Here is a 21,347-nt window from a genome sequence, read left to right on the forward strand (position 1 = left end):
TCTTATACACGACTAGGTTTAATACTTCTTCCTATGCAGACGCATGAACAGTACAACGGTGTTTTCCTTTCAAGTGACAGTCAATTCGCAGGACACCTGAATATAGCGGGCGCGGATAGCTTCGTCCAGCTCGTTGGAAAGAGTTTCTGGACATTACCGCCCGAAACCGAATACGTGGATATTCATGGAATGTTAAGCGATGGCAAAAAAGCGTCGCTTCTTGAGTGTGTACTCCATGGCCAAACACAACACCGGTTCGATGAGAACACTCAGTTCGAGAGCCGTTTTTTTCCACACTATGTCATTGTCGGTGAAGAATTTATAGGTTCTGACGAACCTGTGATTCAGGCGGTTCGCTATCATTTCGATAGCATCACCAGACTTTTAAGTGGGCACAATTCCTTTCGATCTCTCAGGCCGGATCCAGATGAAATGCGCCGGATTCTGGAGACCGACCACAAAAAATTCGAGAAGATGGCGGAGGAGCAAGGTTGGCCGAAGCACCCATTTAACCCAGAGATCAGCGAGCATCCACATCTCCTGTATTTCAGCGGGGTTCGGGAAATTATTGCGTGCGAGACCAAGATTGGGAAAATTTTACTGACGAACCGCATTTCACAACGTGGGAGAGGTGCAGCAGGGATTGGCATCGACAACGAAGTTACCGCGAATATCGAATTCCGGAAGCCTAAGACGGTCGACGCAGCAACTCATGCTCTTTATACCCTGCACAGGTTATTCGAATTAAGTCTCGGACACCGTCAGCGCTATGGTCGGATTGAGATAGAGTTGACGCACCGTTCAAAGGATACCGAACACGATCTGCCTCAAACTGCACGGCTCTATTGGAGTCTGTGTAACGTGCACGCTGAGGATGACTCGAACGTGATTCTCAGGGACGCACTTCTAGCTCCAGAACGACGTCCCGAAGAGTTTGCCAAGGTGACGACGGGTTGGATGAATAGCGCAGAAATCATGGGCGATCCCAGGGAACGATTTGCGACATCATTCTTCGGTAGTTTCAGCATAGATCGTATTGTTGGCGCTGCCAACTTGTTCGATTTGCTGCCTGACAGCTACGCGCCTAAAACGACGGAGACTGATGGATCGTTGAAGGAGGCAGTGACAAAATGCCGTATGATATTCTCGGATCTTCCTGACAGTTTCGCTAAGCAGTCTGTCCTCTCCGCCCTGGGGCGCATTGGTAGAGCCAGTCTTCGAGACAAGGTATATCACCGTGCCAACAAAGTCCTCGCGGCGGCTGGAGGCAAGCTTCCAGAACTGCATTTGCCATGTCATCACGCTGTCTTGTGCCGCAACCACTATGTTCACGGCAGCAAGGGTGCTTTCAACTACCAAAAGCACTTTACGGAATTCGCGTTCATCGCCGAAACACTAGAGTTCGTGTTTGCCATATCGGATCTACTTGATCTGGGATGGGATTTGGAGCGCTGGATGGATGAAGGGACTTCGATGACGCATCCGTTTAGCGTCTATACCGTTAACTACTCGGAAAACATTCGTCGCCTCAAAGCTTTAATCCAGAAGTAGCGTTCAGGGCGATTTGACTTAAACAGTCACCTGTTTGTTGGTCCGCCGCCAGTGGGTTAGTACTATTGTCGGAGGACAAGGTACGCATTTTACGAACATTTCAGACGGCACTATGCTTATATACGTTTCAGACTAAGATGCGTCTGGCTTGGGAGGGAGACAGTGCTGGTTGGTGGTTGGGGTGCAGCACGTCAATTCGCCGGATGCCCCCGTTTTCAAGCCCGACACCGAAGGCATGAAAACTCACAGCGCCATTGCTACCGCGTTAGGTGATGCGCCCATCGTTGTAAAGAGTGAAGCCGACAGTTTCTTCAAAACAAATTTAGAGCAAATCGTGCGCGAAGCAGGCATCACCGATATTTATCTCACCGGCATGATGACTCAGCATTGTGTCACCCACACGGCCCTGTCTCCGCAAGCGAGCGACATGAAAGTCCACATCGTTGCCAAAGGCTGTGCCGCACCCGCCAAAGCCTTGAGTGATTTGGCCCTGAAAGGTCTGAGCGCTCGATGCGACGTTGTGTAGAACCATCACTGCGCGTTATTGAGTTGGAAGCCCCGAGAAAGGTTTCGGATTTCATCGAGGCGTTCATCGGCATGCTGCCGTGAAACTAATGGAGTATTTGAATGAGTGGTAGCTCAACTTGGCTGCGAGGTGCAGCCATGCTTACAGCAACAGCCATGGCATGGGGCGGAATGTTCCCGGTCATGAAGCCGCTGCTGGGCGACATCGATCCGATCACGTTGACCTTGGTGCGCTTCGGATTTGCCGTGCCTGTTCTGATTGCTCTACTGGTGATCAAGGAAGGGTTGGGGACATTGTCGACCAGCGGCAAGGCGTTGCAGTTATGGTGGCTCGGAACATTAGGTTTCGCTGGTTTTGGGCTGTTGCTCGTACTGGGCCTCAAGAGCACGCGTCCAGAACATGCCGCTGTGATTCCAGCCTTGATGCCCTTGATCGCAATCGTGGTCGCATCGATCCGTGGACGGTCATGGCCATCTTCGCGGGCGCTCACTGCGGTAATGGCGGGAATCGCGGGAGTTTGCCTGGTCGTGACCCGTGGTGATCCGGGCATGTTGCTGGGCGGAGGTGCAGGTCACGGAGAGCCAACACCATGACCGAACTCGATAAAAAACAACTGGGGACTACTCTGTGGGGAATCGCCGACCAACAGCGGGGCGCGATGAATGCAGACGATTTTCGCGACTACATGCTCTCCTTCTTATTCCTGCGCTATCTGTCCGACAACTACGAGGTAGCTGCACACAAAGAATTAGGCTCGGATTATCCGACACTGGACACGGGTGTCCTAAATAGAACTGTCTTTGGTTGGTTCATGCCCGCTGATTCTTTCGACGAAATACAACATGAAAGCTTCTCTGCCCTGTGCCATCATAGGTATAGATAGTTTCGAACACCTGAATCGACTTTTTTGAAGCTAAATTTGCGACTGCTTCTGCTTCGTGCTGAGCTACAGCCACAGCATTGGTGAATGGTGTGAAAACTCCAACTAGAAGAATGCCAGAACCTTGGCTGTTGGCAATCGAGTGCATCGAAGCCTTGTCGTACTTTGCTTCTATAACAGAATGAAAAACGGCTGAGAATGACTCATCAGGTTCGTAAATTAGCCTGCGGTGATCCGGTACATGCTCTACATCATCAGACGCCCCTGAAGTAAGGCTAATTGCGTGATGACTGTCTAAAAAGGCGTCTGTGATCTCGATCCACGTTTTCCTTCCATTCAATTCAACAATAGCTTCTGGAGGCTCAGGTCGCTCCAGTATTTTCAAGTTAATACCATCCTTTTCTAAGTAATCCTTGAATTGGCGAAGAACAGCCTCTTCATGCAAGTTTTTTAGATTTCTTCGACTAACCATTTATGACACCTGTTTATTAACTCGAATTATGGTACGGAGTAAATACTCCCACGAATCTTGCTGTATCTGCAATACCCATTCCTTTTTTTTGCTGCGCAGCTGAATTATTTTATCGTGCATAATCTGATCAGCTTGCCGCACCTTATGCTTCCCTTCCCCTTTCGCTTTGCCTATACGAATCTGTGCGCTAAGCATCATGAGTGGCCAGACTTTTATAGACAGTTCGTAGCCTCAGAAAAGTATTGCTATTCATAGATTACCGGTGATAGGTTGTCCGATAGCGCAGACTTACCGTACCGATTGATCTGGGCTATAGGCTGTGGCTCGAAACGCTCAATCGTTGAGACACTTCAGCCACCGGTCGGTGGTGTTCTGTAATTTGCTTTATCGCTTCGAGTTTGAATTCTTCCGTAAATCGGACCTTACTCATAATAATCTCCGTCTGTGAGTATTATGAGGCTTAAAAGTGTCTAGTAAACCCTGGCCGATTCATAGTATCGTCCCACGAGGAAGATATCTCTGCTTACATGCGATAGCGCTTTGACCGGGCTGGGTTGACGACCTCCACACTCAACATGCAACGCTTGGCGAAAGAAGTTTCGTAACCTATTTACGGTGGTACTTCGGGATATCTCACGATTGTGCTGTTTGTTATCGTGTTATGGAAAATATAGAAAAGAGTACAATTTATTATGGCGAAATTCTACTTTCAAAATACGCTGTAAATTCCAACGAGGTTGATGATGCAAATTTATAAACATGACAATGGTAATCTCAAAGAGATAAAGGAAAAGCCGTTCAAATTAGAACGTGAAATACAGCAAATGTTTGAATCCAACTTGATGAAAATCATGGATCTTAATTTAGTGCGTAGTGAGTTTTCCATCAAAAACAAACGCATTGATACTTTGGGGTTTGATGATCAAACAAAAGCGTTTGTCATCATCGAATATAAGCGCAACAGAAATGTAAGCGTTATTGATCAAGGCTTTACGTATCTCAGTTTAATGCTTGAGAACAAGGCTGATTTTATCGTCGAGTATAATGAACAGTTAAAAAAAAATTTAAAACGCAACGATGTCGATTGGAGTCAAACGAGAGTTGCTTTCGTTTCCCCTTCATTCACGGAGAATCAGGTTCAAGCCACAAATTTTAAAGATATAGCCATTGAACTTTGGGAAATACGTCAGTATGAGAATGGTCTGATATCAATAAATCAGCTGAAGCAGAGTAAGTCTGCTGCTAGCATAAAGCCAATTGCCCAACAAAATAATGAATTAAAGAAAGTGACAGATGAAATAAAAATCTATACTGAAGAGGATCATGCCTCCCGCGGAGGCGAAGTGACTTTCGAACTTTACGAAAAATTCCGTGATGCAATATTAAATTTGGGTGATGGAATTGAGATTAAACCACAGAAGCACTATATAGCTTTCAAGAAAGATAGCAATATTGCTTGTTTGGAATTGCAGAAGAAAAAATTAAAAATCTACATCGGCGCAAAAGCGGGATCGCTTGACGATTCAAAAGCGCTGGCAAAAGACGTGTCCACAATCGGCCATTGGGGCACGGGAGATTATGAGATCACGGTCGACGATGACACCAATTTGGAATACATAATGAGCTTGATCAGACAGGTGCTGTGATTAATTTAAGATAATTTTTAGAGATTATATCGGCACTAGGTAGAAACGCATGATGCTTAGGTAACGACACAGTGGTGGCAAAGGAATTACCACATGTAATTTAAAAGAATTCTCCATGAACGAATATGTAAAACACTCGATTCGGAAATTCCACAAGCTATATCAGCAACGAGTTTTCGATCAAGACGATGTTGCATTGATACTTGTTTTAGTACGCGACTATACAGCTAAGGGTGGTTTGCTTCGCGAGTTAGGTGATTTTTTAGCACACCCAGATCGAAAGGACAGAGGGCTCCTAATTACCGAAATCCATAGAATTGCCGCGCTTCATGACGAATTTCTTACAGAAGAATACCGCTTGCGCAGAAATGGCTTGGAGTACGACTATACAAAACTCCCACGCTTTCACGGTATAACAAGAGACCAACTGTCAAATGAACTGGCCGCCGTTTTATCTTTCAGTGATGTAGACACCCGCAACTTTGACTCTAATAGTCATAGTTTTCGCGAGTTTGTAGCTTGTGTGATTCTTCTTTTAGAGCCATGTCAGCTCAAAGTTAATGATCAGTTACTTCGAGTAGAGGTCGAATATGGGCACGCTATTACGGCGCTGGTGAAATATGAGAGCCAACTTTATCGAAACAATTTTGCATCACTCCCTATTCTTTCGCTTTTAAACGTGAATATTCACATGACTCGGCAACATGAATGCTTCACGCTATCGAGTGTAGTGGCCAGACGGCACCGTTCTGGGGGACTATTTGCAATATCGCACTGCAATGATCTTGTAGAGCAGTTCATGCATCGAGAAAATTACGAAAGAACAGAAAAGATATATGCTTTAAATTCTGTTTGATTAACTGTCGCTACACCACACTGTTAAAGCAATCCTCAAATGCTAGATTTTCTCTCGGGTAACAGTGGTTTTTTGGTTGCATGAGCGAGTTACCTATTTCTTGATGGATTTTTAGTGTGAGATGGCTTTTTTACCGAGCCTTGGGAATGGTGAAATCTTTTTCAACAATTCTCCTGAAAATCGCTGCGGCATACCGTAGCTCCTTAGGTTGTTGTCGGCTCGCAATAACCACTCGGCTTGTTTTCGCGCTGTAGAAATGACTTGGCTATTTGGAATTTGTATGTAAAACGGGGGATATAGGCAAACAAGTAAGTTTGCCTATCTTTTTTCGCCATATGAAACCAGAAACAATTTCAGATAAACTTCTTGGGAAAACTTACTAATATTGAACTCGCATGGGGTTATCAAGGCCGATTCAGTAGCTTTCCTAATGATTTGATTATCTGGGTGGATCAGACGGACGTACACGTTCGAAAGCAGCTCCCAGTTGCAAAACTTTTGCATCATCACCGGCCTTTCCAAGAAAAGACATGCCAATTGGAATATTGTTGGCTGACAAGCCGCCATTCACAGTGATCTCTGGAAATCCTGTGGCCGCGGAAATTTTTGCAGCGGCATACGCATACGACTTACACGAAAAGGTGGGATCAACTTTATTTGGTACCACTGGAGCGGTGCAGCTAATAGTCGGAAAGAATAAGGCGTCATACCCTCCTTGCTCCATAATTTGAGTTAATTCCCGTTTCAATGACGGAATGACAATAGTGAGCATCCGTATATAGTCGGGAGAATTGGTGTTTCGGGTCTCCAGGTTTTCTATCAGTCCCTTGTAACGACCAGGGTTGATCATACGGGTACCCTTGTCGGTGAGAGCGTCGAGCGTGTGCATGAAATCTTTCAGGTCTTTGGGCTGGCCAACAGGCAGTGTGGTCAGGTATGCCTCGAACTGAGGTCGAAACTCTACAACGCCAATCGGGCCTAAAAGGGCGGGCTGTAGCGTTTCATACACTGCTGGCAGACTTATATGAACAATCCGGGCGCCTGCCTTCTCTATAGCCGCTATGGAACGCTGCTTGATGGCATCAACCTCGGTATTAGCACCATCAAAGTTGTCCACTACGGCAATAGTCTTGCCGGAGAAAGTACTGGCGCCCAATTCCATCGTCAGCGAATTGTGTGGACGAGTTACATCCCGAGTAGCTGCATCGTTCTTATCTTCGGCTTGGATAGCATCGAGAACGATTGCCTGATCTTCAACGGTCCGGGTGATCGCGCCGGCGACATCTGCTGTGAGTGACATCGGAATAATCCCCGAACGACTAACCAGACCAAGCGTCGTGCGCATTCCTACTGTACCAGTAACGCTAGCAGGCGAACGGATGGAACCCGTGGTATCTGTACCCAAGGCGAAGGGCGCGAAGTTTGCCGCCACGGCGGCGGCGGAGCCACTACTGGAGCCGTCGGCGGTGCGCAGCGGGTTGAAGGGGTTTAGCGTTTGGCCACCTACCGAGCTATAGCCGTACCACCCGTAGGACGCCGCAAGCTCTGACATATTGGTTTTGCCCAGCAGGACCGCACCTTGATTTAGCAGCTTCTGTATGACGAACGCGTTAGATGTCGGTTTCGATGTGCGAAGTGCCATCGAACCACCGGTAGTGGGCATCTCTACTGTGTCGAAGTTGTCCTTGGCTAGAAACGGTATGCCAGCCAAAGGCGCATTACGCTGGTTTTTGCCTTGTTGTGCTCTCCAGACATCCCAGGCTCTGGCTTGCTCCATGGCCTTGTCATTAACAGACAACACGGCATGGATGCCATTGGCGCCGCTGTCCTCGGTTTCGATGCGCTTTAAATAAGCAGTAACAAGCTCTGCGGAAGTGAGGGTTCCACTATCCAGCGCTGTTCGCAACTCTGCTAAGCCCATGTTTATTATCTTATTGGGAGCGACACCTGCACCCACCCAGGTAGGAGCGGTGATCATCGCCCAGATCAGAAAGAGTATGGTTCGTTGCGCCGGGATCCGATTTCGGGGGATAAAACGAAGAAGAATTTTATGATGCATGTTTAACCTTTCTTATGGTTGTGGTTAATGTTTCGCAGTGATAACAGGAGACGCGTGGCGCGTTTCTAGTCGACGGTTGCGCCGGACGCTTTGACCACTGGTTCCCACTTGGTTCGCTCCTCACGCAGCAACTTGGCGAAGAAGCTCGCATCGCCTCCAATAGAGCCAGATGTGCGCTCAACACCCATGTCGCCGAGTTGTTTCACCATTTCAGGGTTTTGCATCGCTTTGTTGATCTGCGTATTGATTTGGCTGACGATAGTTAAAGGAATTCCTGCCGGCCCGACAAGGCCGAACACAACGCTCGCCTCCATATCCTTGTAGCCTGCCTCTTGCATAGTTGGGATATTTTTGAGCACGGCGACACGATCGGCTGCCGTAATTGCGAGCGCGCGTACCTTCCCCGCCTGGATCATCGGAAGGGCCGCCGGGATCGAGGCAAAGAACATGTCTACTCGACCACCCACCAGATCTGTCATAGCAGGCGCTGCACCGCGATAGGGAACATGCAACATATCGGTTCCGAGCTTGTGCTTCCAGGATTCACCGACCAGGTGAGCCAAGGTGCCGTTTCCTGAAGAGGCAAAGGACAGCGATTTGTTTTTACCCGCAGCTAATAGTTCATCCACGCTGGTGTATGGTCCGCTAGCGGAGACGATTAATACAAGCGGTACTCTGGCAAGCAACGCGATAGGTTGCATATCTTTTTCAATATCAAAGGGAATTTGGTGATAGAGAAACTGGTTCACGATCATATTGCTTGATTCGCCCAGCGCCAAGGTATAGCCATCGGGCTGCGCCTTGAATGCTTGATCGAACCCAATATTTCCGCCACCTCCAGGACGATTATCAGGAATGAACGCCCAGTTAGCAGATTCTGTTACTGCTTTAGCCATTAAGCGAGCCATTGTGTCTGTTCCTCCTCCTGGTGGCGCGGGAATAACGAGCCTGATCGGTTTGGTCGGAAAGTTTTCTGCCAAACTGGTTCCCGCCGCTAGTAACGCTGCCCCCATAACGGCGGCGCGGATCATGTTACGTCGGCTAAATGTGAAATTTTTTGTCATCGTTTTCATAATTTATTCCATCAAGATTTTTTGTATATATTTCTGGGAAAGCAAGGTTCAATCTGTTGGTTTTAATAAATGTTGCATGCTTATAAATTCTATAGAAACAAAGCAGTAAGACAATCAATATAAAAGTCGTTGCTGATGCCCTGCTGTTATACATTCGTCCAAAGATGTTGCACGTCACTGGAGATAACGAAGAGGTTAAGCGCGACAACCTTTTACACGGACCAGTATTCATAGGAAAACTCAGAGTAGCGAACGCCGGGAATATCAATCAGAGTCGGAGTAATTGGCAATGGCCTGTAAAGTCACGGGCTTGATCGGAGAGCGGACCCGATAGCTGCCGATTTCGTCGACCGTACGACAAAGGCGTTCTGAAAGAATTTGGGTCACCACTCCACCGCACACTCTTCCCTGACAAGGCCCCATGCCGCATCGGCTGAAAAATTTGGTTTGATTCGGGCCGATGCATCCAATGTCTGCCATTTGGCGAATCTCACCTGCGGTGACATGCTCACAGCGGCAGACCGTAGTATTGTCAGCAGGCGCGCAGATCCAATCAGGAGGACGATACAGGCTATCGAGGAACGGGCGTATGGCCAATTGGATTTGAAGGGCTTTTTTCCAGGGGAGTGCATGGTCATGCAACTGCGACTTGGTCAGTACTCCTAAGGCATTAGCGGCACCCAGGGCGGCCAATGCTCCTGATTTTTCGGCGGCTTTTGCCCCTGCTATCGCGACACCGTCGCCGGCTATCCGAAAACCGGCAACAGAAGTCTGGCCGTAATCGTCACAGACAACACGCCAGGCTCGTTGTATGTCCACCCATCGGTGCTCGACCCGCATTAGCTGGGATATTTGATGGTTAGGCACTACTCCATGATGAAGCAATACGGTATCTGCAGCAATTTCTCGAATCACCTCACCATCGCTGAAACGTACAGCTTTAGCGCGATCGTGACCTAACACCTCAACATTCCTGGCGCAACGAAACCACGGCACTCGATGTAAAACCAAGCTAGCCATAAGCGCTACCCCTTTGGCGAGATAGCCTGGTGCACGCAATGCAGAGGGTAGGTGCCGCGTCGCCAAACCTCGATTGCTCCTGGGAGAAGTCTCAATGACGGCTGCGACCTGTGCTCCTGCATCAAGCAGTTGCCGGGCCACCAATAGTAACAAGGGGCCACATCCAACCAGAACCACCGGTCCGGACGGAATAGATGCATCGGCCTTCAGGGCGATTTGGGCAGCGCCGGCGGTCAGAACACCTGGCAATGTCCACCCGATCAAAGGTGATGCTCTTTCTATTGCACCGGTGGCAGCAATGATTTGTTTTCCCTGAATGCTGCGCGTTGTACCGTCCGACAGCATTGTCACCACCAAATCGGGTGATATATCCCAGACCGTTGTATTAAAGGCTCGGTGTATGGGACTGGCCATGAGTTTTTGAGCCAATTGCAATCCATCCTGGTAGTCCGGTCCTAACATTCGTCGCACATGTTGGTCTGCATGCAGGGTATTGCGATAGATCTGTCCTCCTGGGGCTGCTTGCTCGTCGATTATCAGGGTTCGTAGGCCATATCGATTTGCCTCTAACGCCGCTCGTATGCCAGCTGGGCCAGCGCCTATGACTACCAGGTCGTATTCTTTCATCATAATTATGCCTCCCGTGGACCATTAGGCCGCCGCACAACCATCCCCGCCCGCACTTTAATCTGACACGACTGCACGTTGCTAGCGCCGTCGACATGTACAAGACATTCGAAGCAAGCACCCATGAGGCAGTACGGTGCTCGAGCCTCGTCCTGGTGATGGCGCGTGGGAATGCACCCAACTTCCAATAACGCGATAGCTAATGTCGTGCCTTCTTCGGCGTAAACAGGCCGCTCGTCCACAGTGATACGGGCTTTGGGTCGCCGTGCGACCCCGTCAATGCGTTTGAACATGGAATCTCGATAACGAAAAATCGGATAAACCGCCAGTCGCGACCTCGCTCGCAATCCAGTCTGCAATTGGCCCCGCATGTAGCGGCGCAAGCGTGATCCCGCTGTGGCAAGTGACGACGTAAGCCCCGGAATGGAGCAGTGATTCGGAGTAAATTGGGTACCCGTCCTGGCTCATCACTCGCAACGCTCCCCAACTACGCACCACATTGACACCCGCCAGACACGGAAAGCAGTGGCTGGCGCGTTGTGCGATACGCGAGAGCTGAATCAATGTGGTTTGATCATCCAGTCCTACCTCTTCCTTAGAATCGCCGATCTGGACAGTACCGTCGGAGGTTTGGCGTACGTGCAGGGTTGGATAGTGCAGGAAAGGGGCCATCCTTTCGGTGATCAGAATCTGTCCACGGACAGGGCGTATCGGGACTTCTAAGCCTAGCGGTGCGGCTAGCGCCCGGTTTCCGAGACCGGCAGCGAGAACTATTTTACGTGCGCCCACGCTTCTGTCGCCCGCCCGGATCAGGTACCCGCCACTGAGCTGCGGCTCGATGGCGGAGACGGCTTGACCTACCATCCAGGCGCCGCCCGCTGTGGTGTGAGCCTTAAATAACGCTCGTAACAACATTAGAGGACTAACATGGCCGTCGAGTGGACAAAATACCGAACCCGCAATCTCGCTACCGACGGCGGGCAATCGCTCCTGAGTCTGGGCAGGCGATAGAACTTGGTACTCGAATTGCTCACCAACCAGATCGCGCATCGCGTCTAAGAGCTCTACGCGGGCCTGTAATTCCTGCTCGTCTAAACAAATCGTGAACCCGCCGGGGTTTGATAATCCTACGTCTACGCCTGTCTGGTTTAGTAGCTCCGCTGCCAGATCAGGCCACTGCGATGCTGCTTTTAGCGTCCAGCGACCATAGGCACGATGCCGTGCCCCTTTGCCCTGTACCCAAATCAGGCCGAAGTTGCCGCGCGATGCGCGAAACCCAATATCGCCTTCATCAACCACGCAAACCGTTTGTCCCAACTTGGTTAGCCCATAGGCAACGGACATACCGACGGCACCGGCGCCGATTACTGCGATGTCATATGACTGACCCTCGACTATTTGATTATTTTCGCAGAGCATCATGTCTCAACTTCCTGTGCGTCCAGAGCGCGCAGCAGTGGTTCCAATTCTTCTTTGCGAAGTGCGGCCATACCGTCTAGCAGTGCCCGCTGCTGAGTTTCGGATAAAGTTGAGCGTGTGGCGACCGAAAGCTTATGTTCGAGATCGTCCCACGTTAACGGGCGATCAGGGTCGCCCCGTGGGTCTATCAACGGCGACTCCAGCCTTACTCCATTCGCCAAATTCACCGCAACCCAGGCTGGAGAACGGACCGGGAACAGAGGTTCGATGGAAGCGTCGTACACTACTTGGACTTGCTCCGCTAAGTCTCTTACCTCGACGTTACTTAGATGACAACTATCCAAGGGCAATAGCGCGTCGCTACCCTGTAACGCACACAAGGCCAGGCAGTAGGGGACACTGTACTGCGCCTCTACTAGCGTCAGAGGATGGGGCTTATTGGATAGATTGAAGGTGGCTCGGTAGGTATACACTTCCATCTTGATGATGTCGCGTGCAGAAAAACCATGGACGGATTGCAAATGGAGAAAAGCCTCCAGCGGAGCGTGGATGTGTCGGCAGCAACCGAATATCTTGAAATAGGTGCTATTGATTAATGGTTGGCCGTCCAAATTGTGCAGGATCGTATCTAAATCGAATAATTCGGGGTCATCCAACATGGCTGTAGGACCGGCAAAGCCTGCCTGCGCAAGCTGCAGCGCAGCCCAGCCAGAGGCAACACCTGCAGGGATGCCTTCCTTTAGATCGGAGCCAGCGAGGCCGGCCAGAGCAGGTAGCGCAGGGGCAGTTTGGGCGACAATAGCAAGCGCCTGTGCAATGATCTCTGCACTAACGCCTAGCATCCTGCCGGCGGTTGCCACGACCGCGAATCCAGACCAAGATCCAGACGGCGCATAGTTAGGCTTGGCCGTAGCCATACGTATTCCTACCTCATAACCGGCTACCACCGCCGCCATGAAATCCCGTACGGCGATTTGCGGATGGTTGTGGACCAGGGCTAGCGCTGTGGGAATGACGGCAGCTCCAGGATGCCCCCTGGCCATGCGGTTACCGTCGTCCAGATCCAGGGCGGAGGCGGCGGCGCTGTTCGCATACAGCGCCGCCGCCTCCGACACATCAGATCGCGTGAACCACAATGTTGAGCGACCAGCGCCGTATAGTGCCTGGGCTGCTCGCTGCGACGCCTTTACTCCCGGAAGTTCTAACGCGGCCGCTGCGCTCACAAGAGCGTCCAGTACACAGCGTATCACCGCCTCCTTGGTAGCAGTATCAATTTTGCTGAAGCTCAGGCCCGCGACATAATGTCCCAGCTGTAGTGCAGTGTTATGCCTACTGTCAGATTGTGTCGGCGTTTCTTGTAATGCATAACATTTTGGCATAATCAATATTCAACTTTATCCAAGTGGCGTGTCTAGTAAGTATCAATAAGCAAAACTAGCTCAATTCGTATATTATAGAATCAGCTTTTCTCGCAGAATACTGCTTATGTTTGAGCTGCTTATGCCCTGGAGGTATATATGAGAATTGAAATGAACATGCGTCACATCGAGGTTTTCCGCTCGGTTATGATTTCGGGTAGTGTGGTTGGCGCTGCCAAGCTGCTCAACGTGACCCAGCCGGGCGTCAGCCGCACGATCGCGCTACTGGAGATGCGGCTCGGCTATGCTTTGTTTCAGCGTAAGGGGCGGCGCCTGGTGCCTACTACCGAGGCCGAGGCGCTTTATCGCGAGGTAGAGCAGCTTTATACCGGGATAGATCGAATCTCTCAGGTGGCCTATGATATTGGCCATCATCGTGCCGGCGCGCTACGAATAGCTGTCTTGCCTGCGTTGGCCCAATGGCTGGTACCGGCGGTGCTCGCAAGGTTTATGGAAGCTCGGCCCCAGGTCCGCATCTTTGTGCAAACGTTGCCATCAACGCAGATTGCTGAACTAGTGGCGACAAGGCAATTTGATCTGGGCGTGGTCGAGTTGCCCATGTCGAAATCCGGAGTGAGTGTACAGGCCCTACCCCCCACCCGTATTGTGACGGTACTGCCGTCGACACATCGTTTGGTCGAGTATGAAGCGATTGCTTTGCACGATCTGACAGGGGAGCGCTTGGTATTGCCATCGCCGCAAAGTTACCTTCGTTACCAAATTGATGATGCTCTCACGCGTCTAGGTATTGTGCCCAATGTCGTGGCCGAAACGCCGACATCACCCCTTGTATGCGCGTTGGTGGCAGAAGGTGCAGGTATCGGATTAGTGTCGGCCTGGGCTCCGTCGCCTCACGAGGATACGTGCCTCGTGCAAAGACCGCTCAAGGAACTAATTCAATCGCAGTATGCATGCTTAAGACCAGAAGGTGCCGTTCCTATGACGTTGGCGGACGAATTTCAATCTTTACTTGCGGCTCAAATGGGAGTAAGGGCGTCGGAGCATGGCTAGACTACAGCTAGTTGCTGCACCACATTTTTATTCCTTTGCTTTGTAAGAAACCTATCATCTTAAAGGCAGGCTGTTGTTGGGAATGACTGACGTATGCCCCGGTACTTGTTGCAACGGGTGTAATGAAAAACTACAACTGAGGCAAAGATGAACACTGTTTCCGAAGGTTGCAAGGCGCAAGGCGTATATCGCCGCTGCGATTTATCTGTTTTTACGGAGAGCCGGTAATTACTGGTTACCGACGTTTCCCGCTCTCAAAACTTCCTGGTAGAACTAACCAGCTGTCTAAAAGGTCTGTACTTTTTGGCGAGTGATTTTTTTTATTTGTGCTCGCATCGTTTAGCCCTTTTAGCGAAGCGTGAGCGCCATTTTTATATTTTAAAATGTTCATGCGATTGGAGCAAAATTCAGAAACAGATTGAGAAAATAGGAGAGCACTGTTTGGCCTGCATTGCTTGTTTTTTCTGAGCCTAATGTTTTTTCTATCCTCACTGCGAGCATGTAAGGCAAATCTCTCGCATGAATATCCACTTAAGAACAATTTGATATCTACCGTTGGTTGGTTATTGATTATGCGTTCCAAAAGCGTGTAATCATTATGTTGGTCTGCTTTGTCTGAAGCATATTTAAGTGCTTGTGCAAAAAGATCCGACAGCAATAGTTTTTTGTAGTCAATGAACTCCCAAAGAGGGCTATTGGAAGCGTCCACCAGCAGCATAAAATTCTTTTTTGATAGATCAACAGGATTATTCATTCGTTCCCCACGAAAGTGTATGTACATCGAGTCAATAACGCTGGTAAAAATATATCTCTTGGCTGTTAGGGTTTTGGCAATTTTCCGGTATTTATCAGACTATCAATGCAGCGTTTTGCTAGGTTGTTGGACACTTTTAATTGGCGTGCCAATCGTTTATGTAAATCTTTTGGCCAAGTCGTAGGTTTTCCTGCAGGCACGAGATCGTATAGTTGCTGAAGTGTGCGCGCTGTTTCATGGCTTGTTGCCCATTTTTTGATTTTTTCGGCTTCATCGCTAATTTTTTTTGCGATATCCTGATGCATCTTGTCGATGGCGTAGGTTGGAAAATTCTGCATCTGAAATATCGTTCCGGCTTTATAGCGCAGAGCTTTCCTGATCATCCGTGCAAATAAGCAGCAATAGGAAATATGAGAAGAACGCGATTGGTGTATCCTTCGTAAAGTTTCCATCATGCTTGAAAGTCGAAGGGAAATCGCAAATGTTCTATTGCTCACTATCACATCGTTAAATCTCTGCTTGTGTACCGAAACGCATGTTAATTGAACTTGATAAAGCTCGGTGTAGAGCGATTTCAAAGCACTTGCGTTCCCGAACTCTAGCAGACGTGCTTGATTTGCATTAAATATCAGATAGTTAAAAATTGCCTCTAGCAGACCGGTTAGCAGTTTGGTCGACTTTCTGACACCCAAGATGTCATGATTTGTCGCGGCAACCTTGATCTCTAAACGAAGGCCTTGTAATTCAGTAGTGAAGGCGTCCAGTCGTCGTTGAGCGTCACTCGTGAACATGAGCAACAACATAGCCTGATGCCGCTCGGAGGCAATTTTCCCGATAAGCAAGGCAGAGAGAAGTAGGCCACACAGTACAACAAAAACCGCGATAAATTTACCACACCCAACAGGAATGTAGTCACCATATCCAAGTGTGGTAAAGGTTACTACACTGAAATAAAGAGAGTCCGCAAATCCAGGTGAGATGTTCGTTCCATTGAGCGAAAGCGTCCACCCAATAGGCATAAAGGAATAATATGCTGCCGCGCCAAAGATTATCAGCGCCGCACCAACGAGGAGATCAACATATGCTGCTTGCTCGCATAGACGCCCAAACTTAGTCGTTAACGGCCCCTTGGTGTGCGGCGGGGAGGCAAGGTTTTCGTCCATATGGTTAAGATCCATGCTGTTTAGTTTTCATGTCTAATTGTAAACAAAAATTTCTATTTTGCACAAAACTTACTAGCACTAGAGATTCCCACGGAAATTTATGATAGCCGTCGCAAAGAAAAGTATTAATAATAAAAATTTTTTTTAATTCAATGAGTTGTTGTGATTTTTTTGAACTGCAAAATATTTTCATTAATTGTGAGACAAATTCCGGAAATTTTCACTAATTATGAGAATTCGAAAATAGGCATTCTCACAATTAATGAAAAAAGCCTTTAAAATCAAGCCCTCGATTTTCACTTATTGTGAGACCCTACAGTGTTGTCGAATTCCACATTAAATGAGAATATTCCACAATTAGTGAGAATGAAATTTCATAAATAGTGCGATTATTTTATTTGGGGGACGAGTTTTCGTTCCCCTTTTCTCGTCTACCGGCCTTAGCGGTTTACGATATATTCCTTTCAGGAGGCACATTTGCGCGACTGTAAGCTTGAAAAAGGGAATGATTTCTGCTCCTACTGTTCGTGCGAAATCGGCGTCATGGGTAGACATGATGACAACGGTGGAATTTCTCAGAGTACTCAATTCTTCAACGAGCACGTCACGAGTTTCCTAATCGAGTGCATTACTGGGTTCATTCATCAGGACAACACTGGATTGCCGATCCATGCTGTGGTAAGCAACATCACTATCGCAAAACACCGCCGACCACTTGCGTAGCCAATTGTTTCGCGACACGTTCTTTAAAGTCAGGCGCTTCAGTTTCGCGCGGCCGGTACCATACCGTAATCCAATTCAACATCCCGAGTACCCCTTTCGCTGCTAATGAAGCATCCAAGTCAGAAAAAAACCCCTCGCTGCTGCCTTTTGCAACAGTCTGAGTGAACAGATCTTCATAGATGTCACGCATCGCTATGACCTCGGCTAATGATTCTCTTTGCATCGGCGTGGTGCTGACCGATTGGTGCAATGCCACGCCCTGGACAGTTACTCGCTGATAGTACAAGGAATCCATCATCAATTTCGCATGCTGGTACGCCATCTGATATAGTTTTTGCTCCGAATCCATGTTTGTATCCGTCGCAATCGGTACCTGATTTCTCAGATTCATGACCATTGCCCGTTTATGGACACCAAAGAAAAGGTCAATTTTGCTGCGGTAGTAATAATATACGCTACCTTTTGTAGCCCCAATTTGGTTCGCTATGATGTCAATTGATGCTGCAGTGAAACCATAGATGGTAAATGCCTTCGCTGCGGCATCCAGCAATTTCAATTGAATAGCTGGCATATTTTGATAATCAATGCCTATCCAGTTCTCAAGCTCAGGTGTGATGATCACGATATATATACTCAGAATTTGTATAGCATGAAGTATACCTAGGGATTTTTATTTTGCCTTGCCGGGCAATAAATTTTCTCTTGTAGATATTCTCTGCAATGACGCTATTCTTTCTCTCCGAGGCGTGGAGGAAAATGTCGAATGCTTGCCGGTGTATCGCTTAACTTGATTGGGATTCCGGGACCCGTATATTCTTGGGTTTGTATAACCATATTCCGATGACGAGCATGAGCTGAATTTGCAACCGTTTCAATATTTAAAATTGGCGCAGCCGGTATACCATTATCCAATAAGGTTGGGCCAAAGACTTCGCCATCCACTGATTCAAACGCTTTATTAAGCTTAGCCTCCAGCAAATCACGATTTTCGACCCGTGCACGATTGGTGGAGAACAAGGGGTCGTTTGGCAATTCCTGCAAGTTCAGATGATTGCAAAGCTTGGAAAACATACGGTCATTAGCGACAGCAATAAATAAAGGGACAGTACGGGTTTTATAGACGTTGTAAGGAACAATATTCGCATGCCGATTGCCTGTCGGACCGGGGATCACGCCTGAATGCAAGTAGTTCGTTAAAAAAGGGTGCGCCATGGAAACTGCGCTGTCATACAGGCTAATGTCCGCGAGTTGCCCGCGACCAGTGCGGTTTCTTGCCTGTAACGCCAGTAGCGCTGCCAAGGCTGCATTCATGCCTGTTGTCAAATCGACAACAGGGACGCCTACCCGGACAGGGTCACCGTCAAGATCTCCATTTATCGATAACAGCCCAGCCATCGCTTGTACCGCGGCATCGTAGCCTGGTAGCCCACCGTATGGGCCGTCATCTCCAAAGCCGGTGATTCGACAATGTATCAGTCTGGGATATTGTTGGGTAAACCACTTCGCATCAGGAATCTGCCACTTTCGCAACGTGCTTAATTTGAAATTTTCAATCAGCACATCTGCTGTTTCCAACATCTTAAAGAATTGCTCGCGATCATTTTGTTCCCCAAGATCAAGAACCACACTGCGTTTATTTCTGTTCACGGCATTAAAATACGCTGAGCTGCCATTAACAAACGGAGGGCCAAACCCGCGGCATTCGTCTCCTTCCGGACTCTCTATTTTTACTATTTCAGCGCCATGATCACCAAGTATCTGTCCGGCGAATGGTCCGGCAAGAACCCGGGCAGCATCAATCACTTTCAGGCCATCAAGAGCGCCAATATTAGTTGGTTGCATAAAATTTACTCCAAGACTATTCGCTGATTTTCCACCGGAATGCGTATAAAGGGTTGTCGACTCGAGTGGATAACGATATTTTTAAACGTCGATTATGGGCTTGCAGCGTTCCCTCTGCGAACCCTCCCCAAGCAGCGAGGAGAGACGGGTGCTGGGCCGCAATCCCGTCAAGAAATGCGCTACTCTCTTGTATGACTTCAAAACTATCGTCTCTATGGGCAACTACCTCCGCCTTGTCCCCATGTGCACGAGCAAAATCAGCCAGGAATTGAGAAAGCCCTTCTGCATTTGACTGATAGGGACCACCAACACCAATTGCGATCCGATGATAAAACTGCATACCGATCATTTTCCCTACCATGTGCAAACGGTGGCCGGCTTTATCAGGGCCCCATAATTGCAACGCAGTCGAGAAAGCTGATTTGACGTACTCCATTGCATAATTGCGATGCGCCTTGGCCAGACGCGCTTTCGGCCATTGATCGGTCGGTAATTTCGGAGCCGCATGAACGTCAAAATCCGGCGCATCCTCCTCGCGGGCAAATCGCAGGCGTTCATGTGGAAGTAGATCATGGTCGTATTCGTAGTAGTAACCCTCCAGACCTGATTGACCGTCTACTGTCTGCTTTGTACAGACAAAGCCCAGTCGGGGGTTTTTCAGCATCGTGCCATTCTGCGCATGCCAACCCGCCAGCATCGCCCTGGAAACTTCAGGAGGGATGCCGCATAAAGCAGTATCCGCCCAAATCCAGCGAGGCGCAGCGTAACGAATCCATGCTTTTCTGTCGGATTCATACATATATTCGACCGCTACGCCGCCAATATGGTTAGAAAGGTAATGGTATTGAGCGGCAGCAACAGCGTCAGGTAGGTTTTGCAAATTCAGTTTTTCCAAACCCGGTAGAAAGCGCTCGCGTCGCTGTCGGCAGAATATTTCATATACCAGTTCTGCCGCGTCACTTGGCCCTTTTCTTGCGACGACAAATAGCACAATACCGGTAAAGTATGCGTGATAGCATTCTGCAACGGCATTCCAGGCCTGTATCTGCTTGTCATTTATCAAGTCTTGCTTCAATCTGAACTCCAAAGTGGTTTGAACTTTTTATCCTGCTTGACTGTGTTATCCGGCATTGGATTGTGATTCGCGCTGAATGGACCGAGCGATGACCAGGCGTTGAATTTCCGAGGTGCCTTCGTATAATTCAGTGATGCGTTGGTCCCGATAGCAGCGCTCCACGTCATTTGGCTTTACGTACCCTCGGCCTCCAAGGATTTGCATAGCGTCGTCGCATACATCGTGCGCAACCTCGCTTGCAAACAGTTTTGTCATCGCACCTAAAGTACTGATGTCCTGAGATTCATCATACGCCTTGGCGGTTTCATATAGCATCATGCGTGCCGCGGAAAGTCGCGTTGCCGCGTTCGCCAGCATAAAACCGATACCCTGATGTTCAATGATATGTCGCCCAAACGTCTTTCGACTATTTGCGAAACGTGCCGCTTCTTGGTAGCTGCATAAGGCGATTCCCAATGCTTGCGCGGCCACAACAACCCGTCCGACGTTAAGCGTGGACAATGCCAGACGCAGACCACGCCCTTTTTCACCCAAGACATTGACTTCAGGCACCCAAACGTCCAATTTTAAATTGGTCGTTGTGGTGCCTCGAATTCCCATTTTGTCCTCGTAAAAATCGACTACGGCGCCTGGCGTGTTACGCGGCACCCAGAATGCCGTTATATTGTTACGCGATCCCGGCTCTCCCGTGCGTGCAAACACAATGAAGTGCTCAGAATGGCCTCCATTGCCTAACCAGCATTTCTCCCCACGAATGCGCCAACCGTTCTTTTCCGGCACGGCAACAGCTTCAATCGACGCAGCATCAGATCCCGCATTGCGTTCGCTAAGAGCGAAGTTAACGGCTTCCCCTTTCCGAGCCAAGCCGCCTAGAAGCGCTTGTTTGTGTGGCTCCGATCCTCCCAGCAGAACGGGAAAAGCGCCCAATGATAAAGCAGCCATAATCGCCGCTGTCGAGCCACAACCTTGAGCAATGGTTTCAACTGCGGATACGAGCGCAGTTAATGTCGACCCGCCGCCGCCGTAGTCAGTCGGAATAAACATCCCCGACACGCCCGATTCGAGCAGTGGTGTCAGGTGCTCTATTGGATATCGCTGGTCCCTATCGATCGCATCAGCGGCCGGTGCGAAATATTGATCGGTCAGCACTTTTGCCTTTTCCTGCCATTGCAAAGAAGTGCTGTCTAGTTGCGGTTCCCAAATTACAGTCATACTACTCCTTTCGAATATTA

General features: G+C 48.9%; 19 protein-coding genes and 2 pseudogenes. 7 read left to right on the plus strand and 14 right to left on the minus strand.

The window, feature by feature from the left end; all coding sequences use genetic code 11:
- Positions 1–33 precede the first annotated feature (33 nt).
- The 4 genes and pseudogenes from EV681_RS00055 to EV681_RS00070 form a co-directional block, all read left to right on the plus strand.
- The gene (locus tag EV681_RS00055) at positions 34–1,551 is read left to right on the plus strand and encodes an ApeA N-terminal domain 1-containing protein (protein WP_130302971.1); all 1,518 of its coding nucleotides are present in this window, start codon (positions 34–36) and stop codon (positions 1,549–1,551) included.
- 172 nt (positions 1,552–1,723) lie between these two features.
- Positions 1,724–2,077, plus strand: coding sequence for an isochorismatase family protein (locus EV681_RS00060; protein WP_423191194.1), 354 nt, complete (start codon positions 1,724–1,726; stop codon positions 2,075–2,077).
- A gap of 137 nt (positions 2,078–2,214) precedes the next feature.
- Positions 2,215–2,670 carry a DMT family transporter gene (locus tag EV681_RS00065; RefSeq protein ID WP_165392898.1) on the plus strand — a complete coding sequence of 152 codons (456 nt, stop codon included), beginning with the start codon at positions 2,215–2,217 and terminating at the stop codon, positions 2,668–2,670.
- A pseudogene (locus EV681_RS00070) lies at positions 2,667–2,861 on the plus strand (type I restriction-modification system subunit M N-terminal domain-containing protein); the annotation flags it as partial. The gene EV681_RS00065 and the pseudogene EV681_RS00070, both read left to right, overlap by 4 nt.
- A 25-nt stretch (positions 2,862–2,886) precedes the next feature.
- Here EV681_RS00070 and EV681_RS00075 read toward each other — a convergent pair.
- Both EV681_RS00075 and EV681_RS00080 read right to left on the minus strand, forming a co-directional pair.
- Positions 2,887–3,429 carry a hypothetical protein gene (locus EV681_RS00075; protein ID WP_130302974.1) on the minus strand — a complete coding sequence of 181 codons (543 nt, stop codon included), beginning with the start codon at positions 3,427–3,429 and terminating at the stop codon, positions 2,887–2,889.
- Positions 3,430–3,742: 313 nt separating this feature from the next.
- Positions 3,743–3,859: pseudogene (locus EV681_RS00080) on the minus strand (transposase); the annotation flags it as partial.
- A gap of 310 nt (positions 3,860–4,169) precedes the next feature.
- On the opposite strand from EV681_RS00080, the gene EV681_RS00085 reads away from it, so the two are divergent.
- Complete coding sequence (locus tag EV681_RS00085; protein WP_207226979.1) at positions 4,170–5,075, plus strand: DUF5655 domain-containing protein; 906 nt, start codon at positions 4,170–4,172, stop codon at positions 5,073–5,075.
- A 115-nt stretch (positions 5,076–5,190) separates the two neighbouring features.
- Positions 5,191–5,931: a hypothetical protein gene (locus EV681_RS00090; protein ID WP_130302975.1), complete on the plus strand. Its 741-nt coding sequence runs from the start codon at positions 5,191–5,193 to the stop codon at positions 5,929–5,931.
- Between the two features lie 439 nt (positions 5,932–6,370).
- Here EV681_RS00090 and EV681_RS00095 read toward each other — a convergent pair whose 3' ends face one another.
- The 6 genes from EV681_RS00095 to EV681_RS00120 form a co-directional block, all read right to left on the minus strand.
- Complete coding sequence (locus EV681_RS00095; protein WP_130302976.1) at positions 6,371–7,990, minus strand: amidase; 1,620 nt, start codon at positions 7,988–7,990, stop codon at positions 6,371–6,373.
- A gap of 65 nt (positions 7,991–8,055) precedes the next feature.
- Positions 8,056–9,063, minus strand: coding sequence for a Bug family tripartite tricarboxylate transporter substrate binding protein (locus EV681_RS00100; RefSeq protein ID WP_130302977.1), 1,008 nt, complete (start codon positions 9,061–9,063; stop codon positions 8,056–8,058).
- 264 nt (positions 9,064–9,327) lie between these two features.
- Positions 9,328–10,713 carry an NAD(P)/FAD-dependent oxidoreductase gene (locus EV681_RS00105; RefSeq protein ID WP_341273427.1) on the minus strand — a complete coding sequence of 462 codons (1,386 nt, stop codon included), beginning with the start codon at positions 10,711–10,713 and terminating at the stop codon, positions 9,328–9,330.
- Between the two features lie 2 nt (positions 10,714–10,715).
- Positions 10,716–11,081, minus strand: coding sequence for a (2Fe-2S)-binding protein (locus EV681_RS00110; RefSeq protein ID WP_423191185.1), 366 nt, complete (start codon positions 11,079–11,081; stop codon positions 10,716–10,718).
- Positions 10,987–12,132 (minus strand): NAD(P)/FAD-dependent oxidoreductase, encoded by a 1,146-nt coding sequence (locus EV681_RS00115; protein ID WP_242612081.1) that lies wholly within the window; start codon positions 12,130–12,132, stop codon positions 10,987–10,989. The genes EV681_RS00110 and EV681_RS00115 overlap by 95 nt, the downstream gene beginning before the upstream one ends.
- Positions 12,129–13,508, minus strand: a complete 1,380-nt coding sequence (locus EV681_RS00120) for an MmgE/PrpD family protein (protein WP_130303965.1) — start codon at positions 13,506–13,508, stop codon at positions 12,129–12,131. The genes EV681_RS00115 and EV681_RS00120 overlap by 4 nt, the downstream gene beginning before the upstream one ends.
- Before the next feature lie 138 nt (positions 13,509–13,646).
- Between EV681_RS00120 and EV681_RS00125 the strand changes: the two genes are divergently transcribed.
- On the plus strand, positions 13,647–14,558 hold the full coding sequence (locus tag EV681_RS00125; protein WP_130302980.1) for a LysR substrate-binding domain-containing protein: 912 nt from the start codon (positions 13,647–13,649) through the stop codon (positions 14,556–14,558).
- Between the two features lie 235 nt (positions 14,559–14,793).
- Here EV681_RS00125 and EV681_RS00130 read toward each other — a convergent pair whose 3' ends face one another.
- From EV681_RS00130 to EV681_RS00155, 6 genes are all read right to left on the minus strand, one after another.
- Positions 14,794–15,312 (minus strand): hypothetical protein, encoded by a 519-nt coding sequence (locus EV681_RS00130; protein WP_130302981.1) that lies wholly within the window; start codon positions 15,310–15,312, stop codon positions 14,794–14,796.
- 65 nt (positions 15,313–15,377) lie between these two features.
- Positions 15,378–16,475 (minus strand): potassium channel family protein, encoded by a 1,098-nt coding sequence (locus tag EV681_RS00135; RefSeq protein WP_207226980.1) that lies wholly within the window; start codon positions 16,473–16,475, stop codon positions 15,378–15,380.
- Between the two features lie 691 nt (positions 16,476–17,166).
- Entirely contained in the window at positions 17,167–17,769 is a 603-nt protein-coding gene (locus EV681_RS00140) for a TetR/AcrR family transcriptional regulator (RefSeq protein ID WP_207227030.1), read from the minus strand.
- A gap of 155 nt (positions 17,770–17,924) precedes the next feature.
- Positions 17,925–19,040 carry a CaiB/BaiF CoA transferase family protein gene (locus EV681_RS00145; protein WP_130302984.1) on the minus strand — a complete coding sequence of 372 codons (1,116 nt, stop codon included), beginning with the start codon at positions 19,038–19,040 and terminating at the stop codon, positions 17,925–17,927.
- A gap of 16 nt (positions 19,041–19,056) precedes the next feature.
- Positions 19,057–20,115, minus strand: a complete 1,059-nt coding sequence (locus tag EV681_RS00150; protein WP_130302985.1) for a hypothetical protein — start codon at positions 20,113–20,115, stop codon at positions 19,057–19,059.
- Between the two features lie 45 nt (positions 20,116–20,160).
- Positions 20,161–21,327: an acyl-CoA dehydrogenase family protein gene (locus EV681_RS00155; protein ID WP_130302986.1), complete on the minus strand. Its 1,167-nt coding sequence runs from the start codon at positions 21,325–21,327 to the stop codon at positions 20,161–20,163.
- Between the last annotated feature and the right edge of the window lie 20 nt (positions 21,328–21,347).

It is taken from the genome of Advenella incenata (genome assembly GCF_004217095.1).
In the GTDB taxonomy this organism is placed as follows: domain Bacteria; phylum Pseudomonadota; class Gammaproteobacteria; order Burkholderiales; family Burkholderiaceae_B; genus Advenella; species Advenella incenata.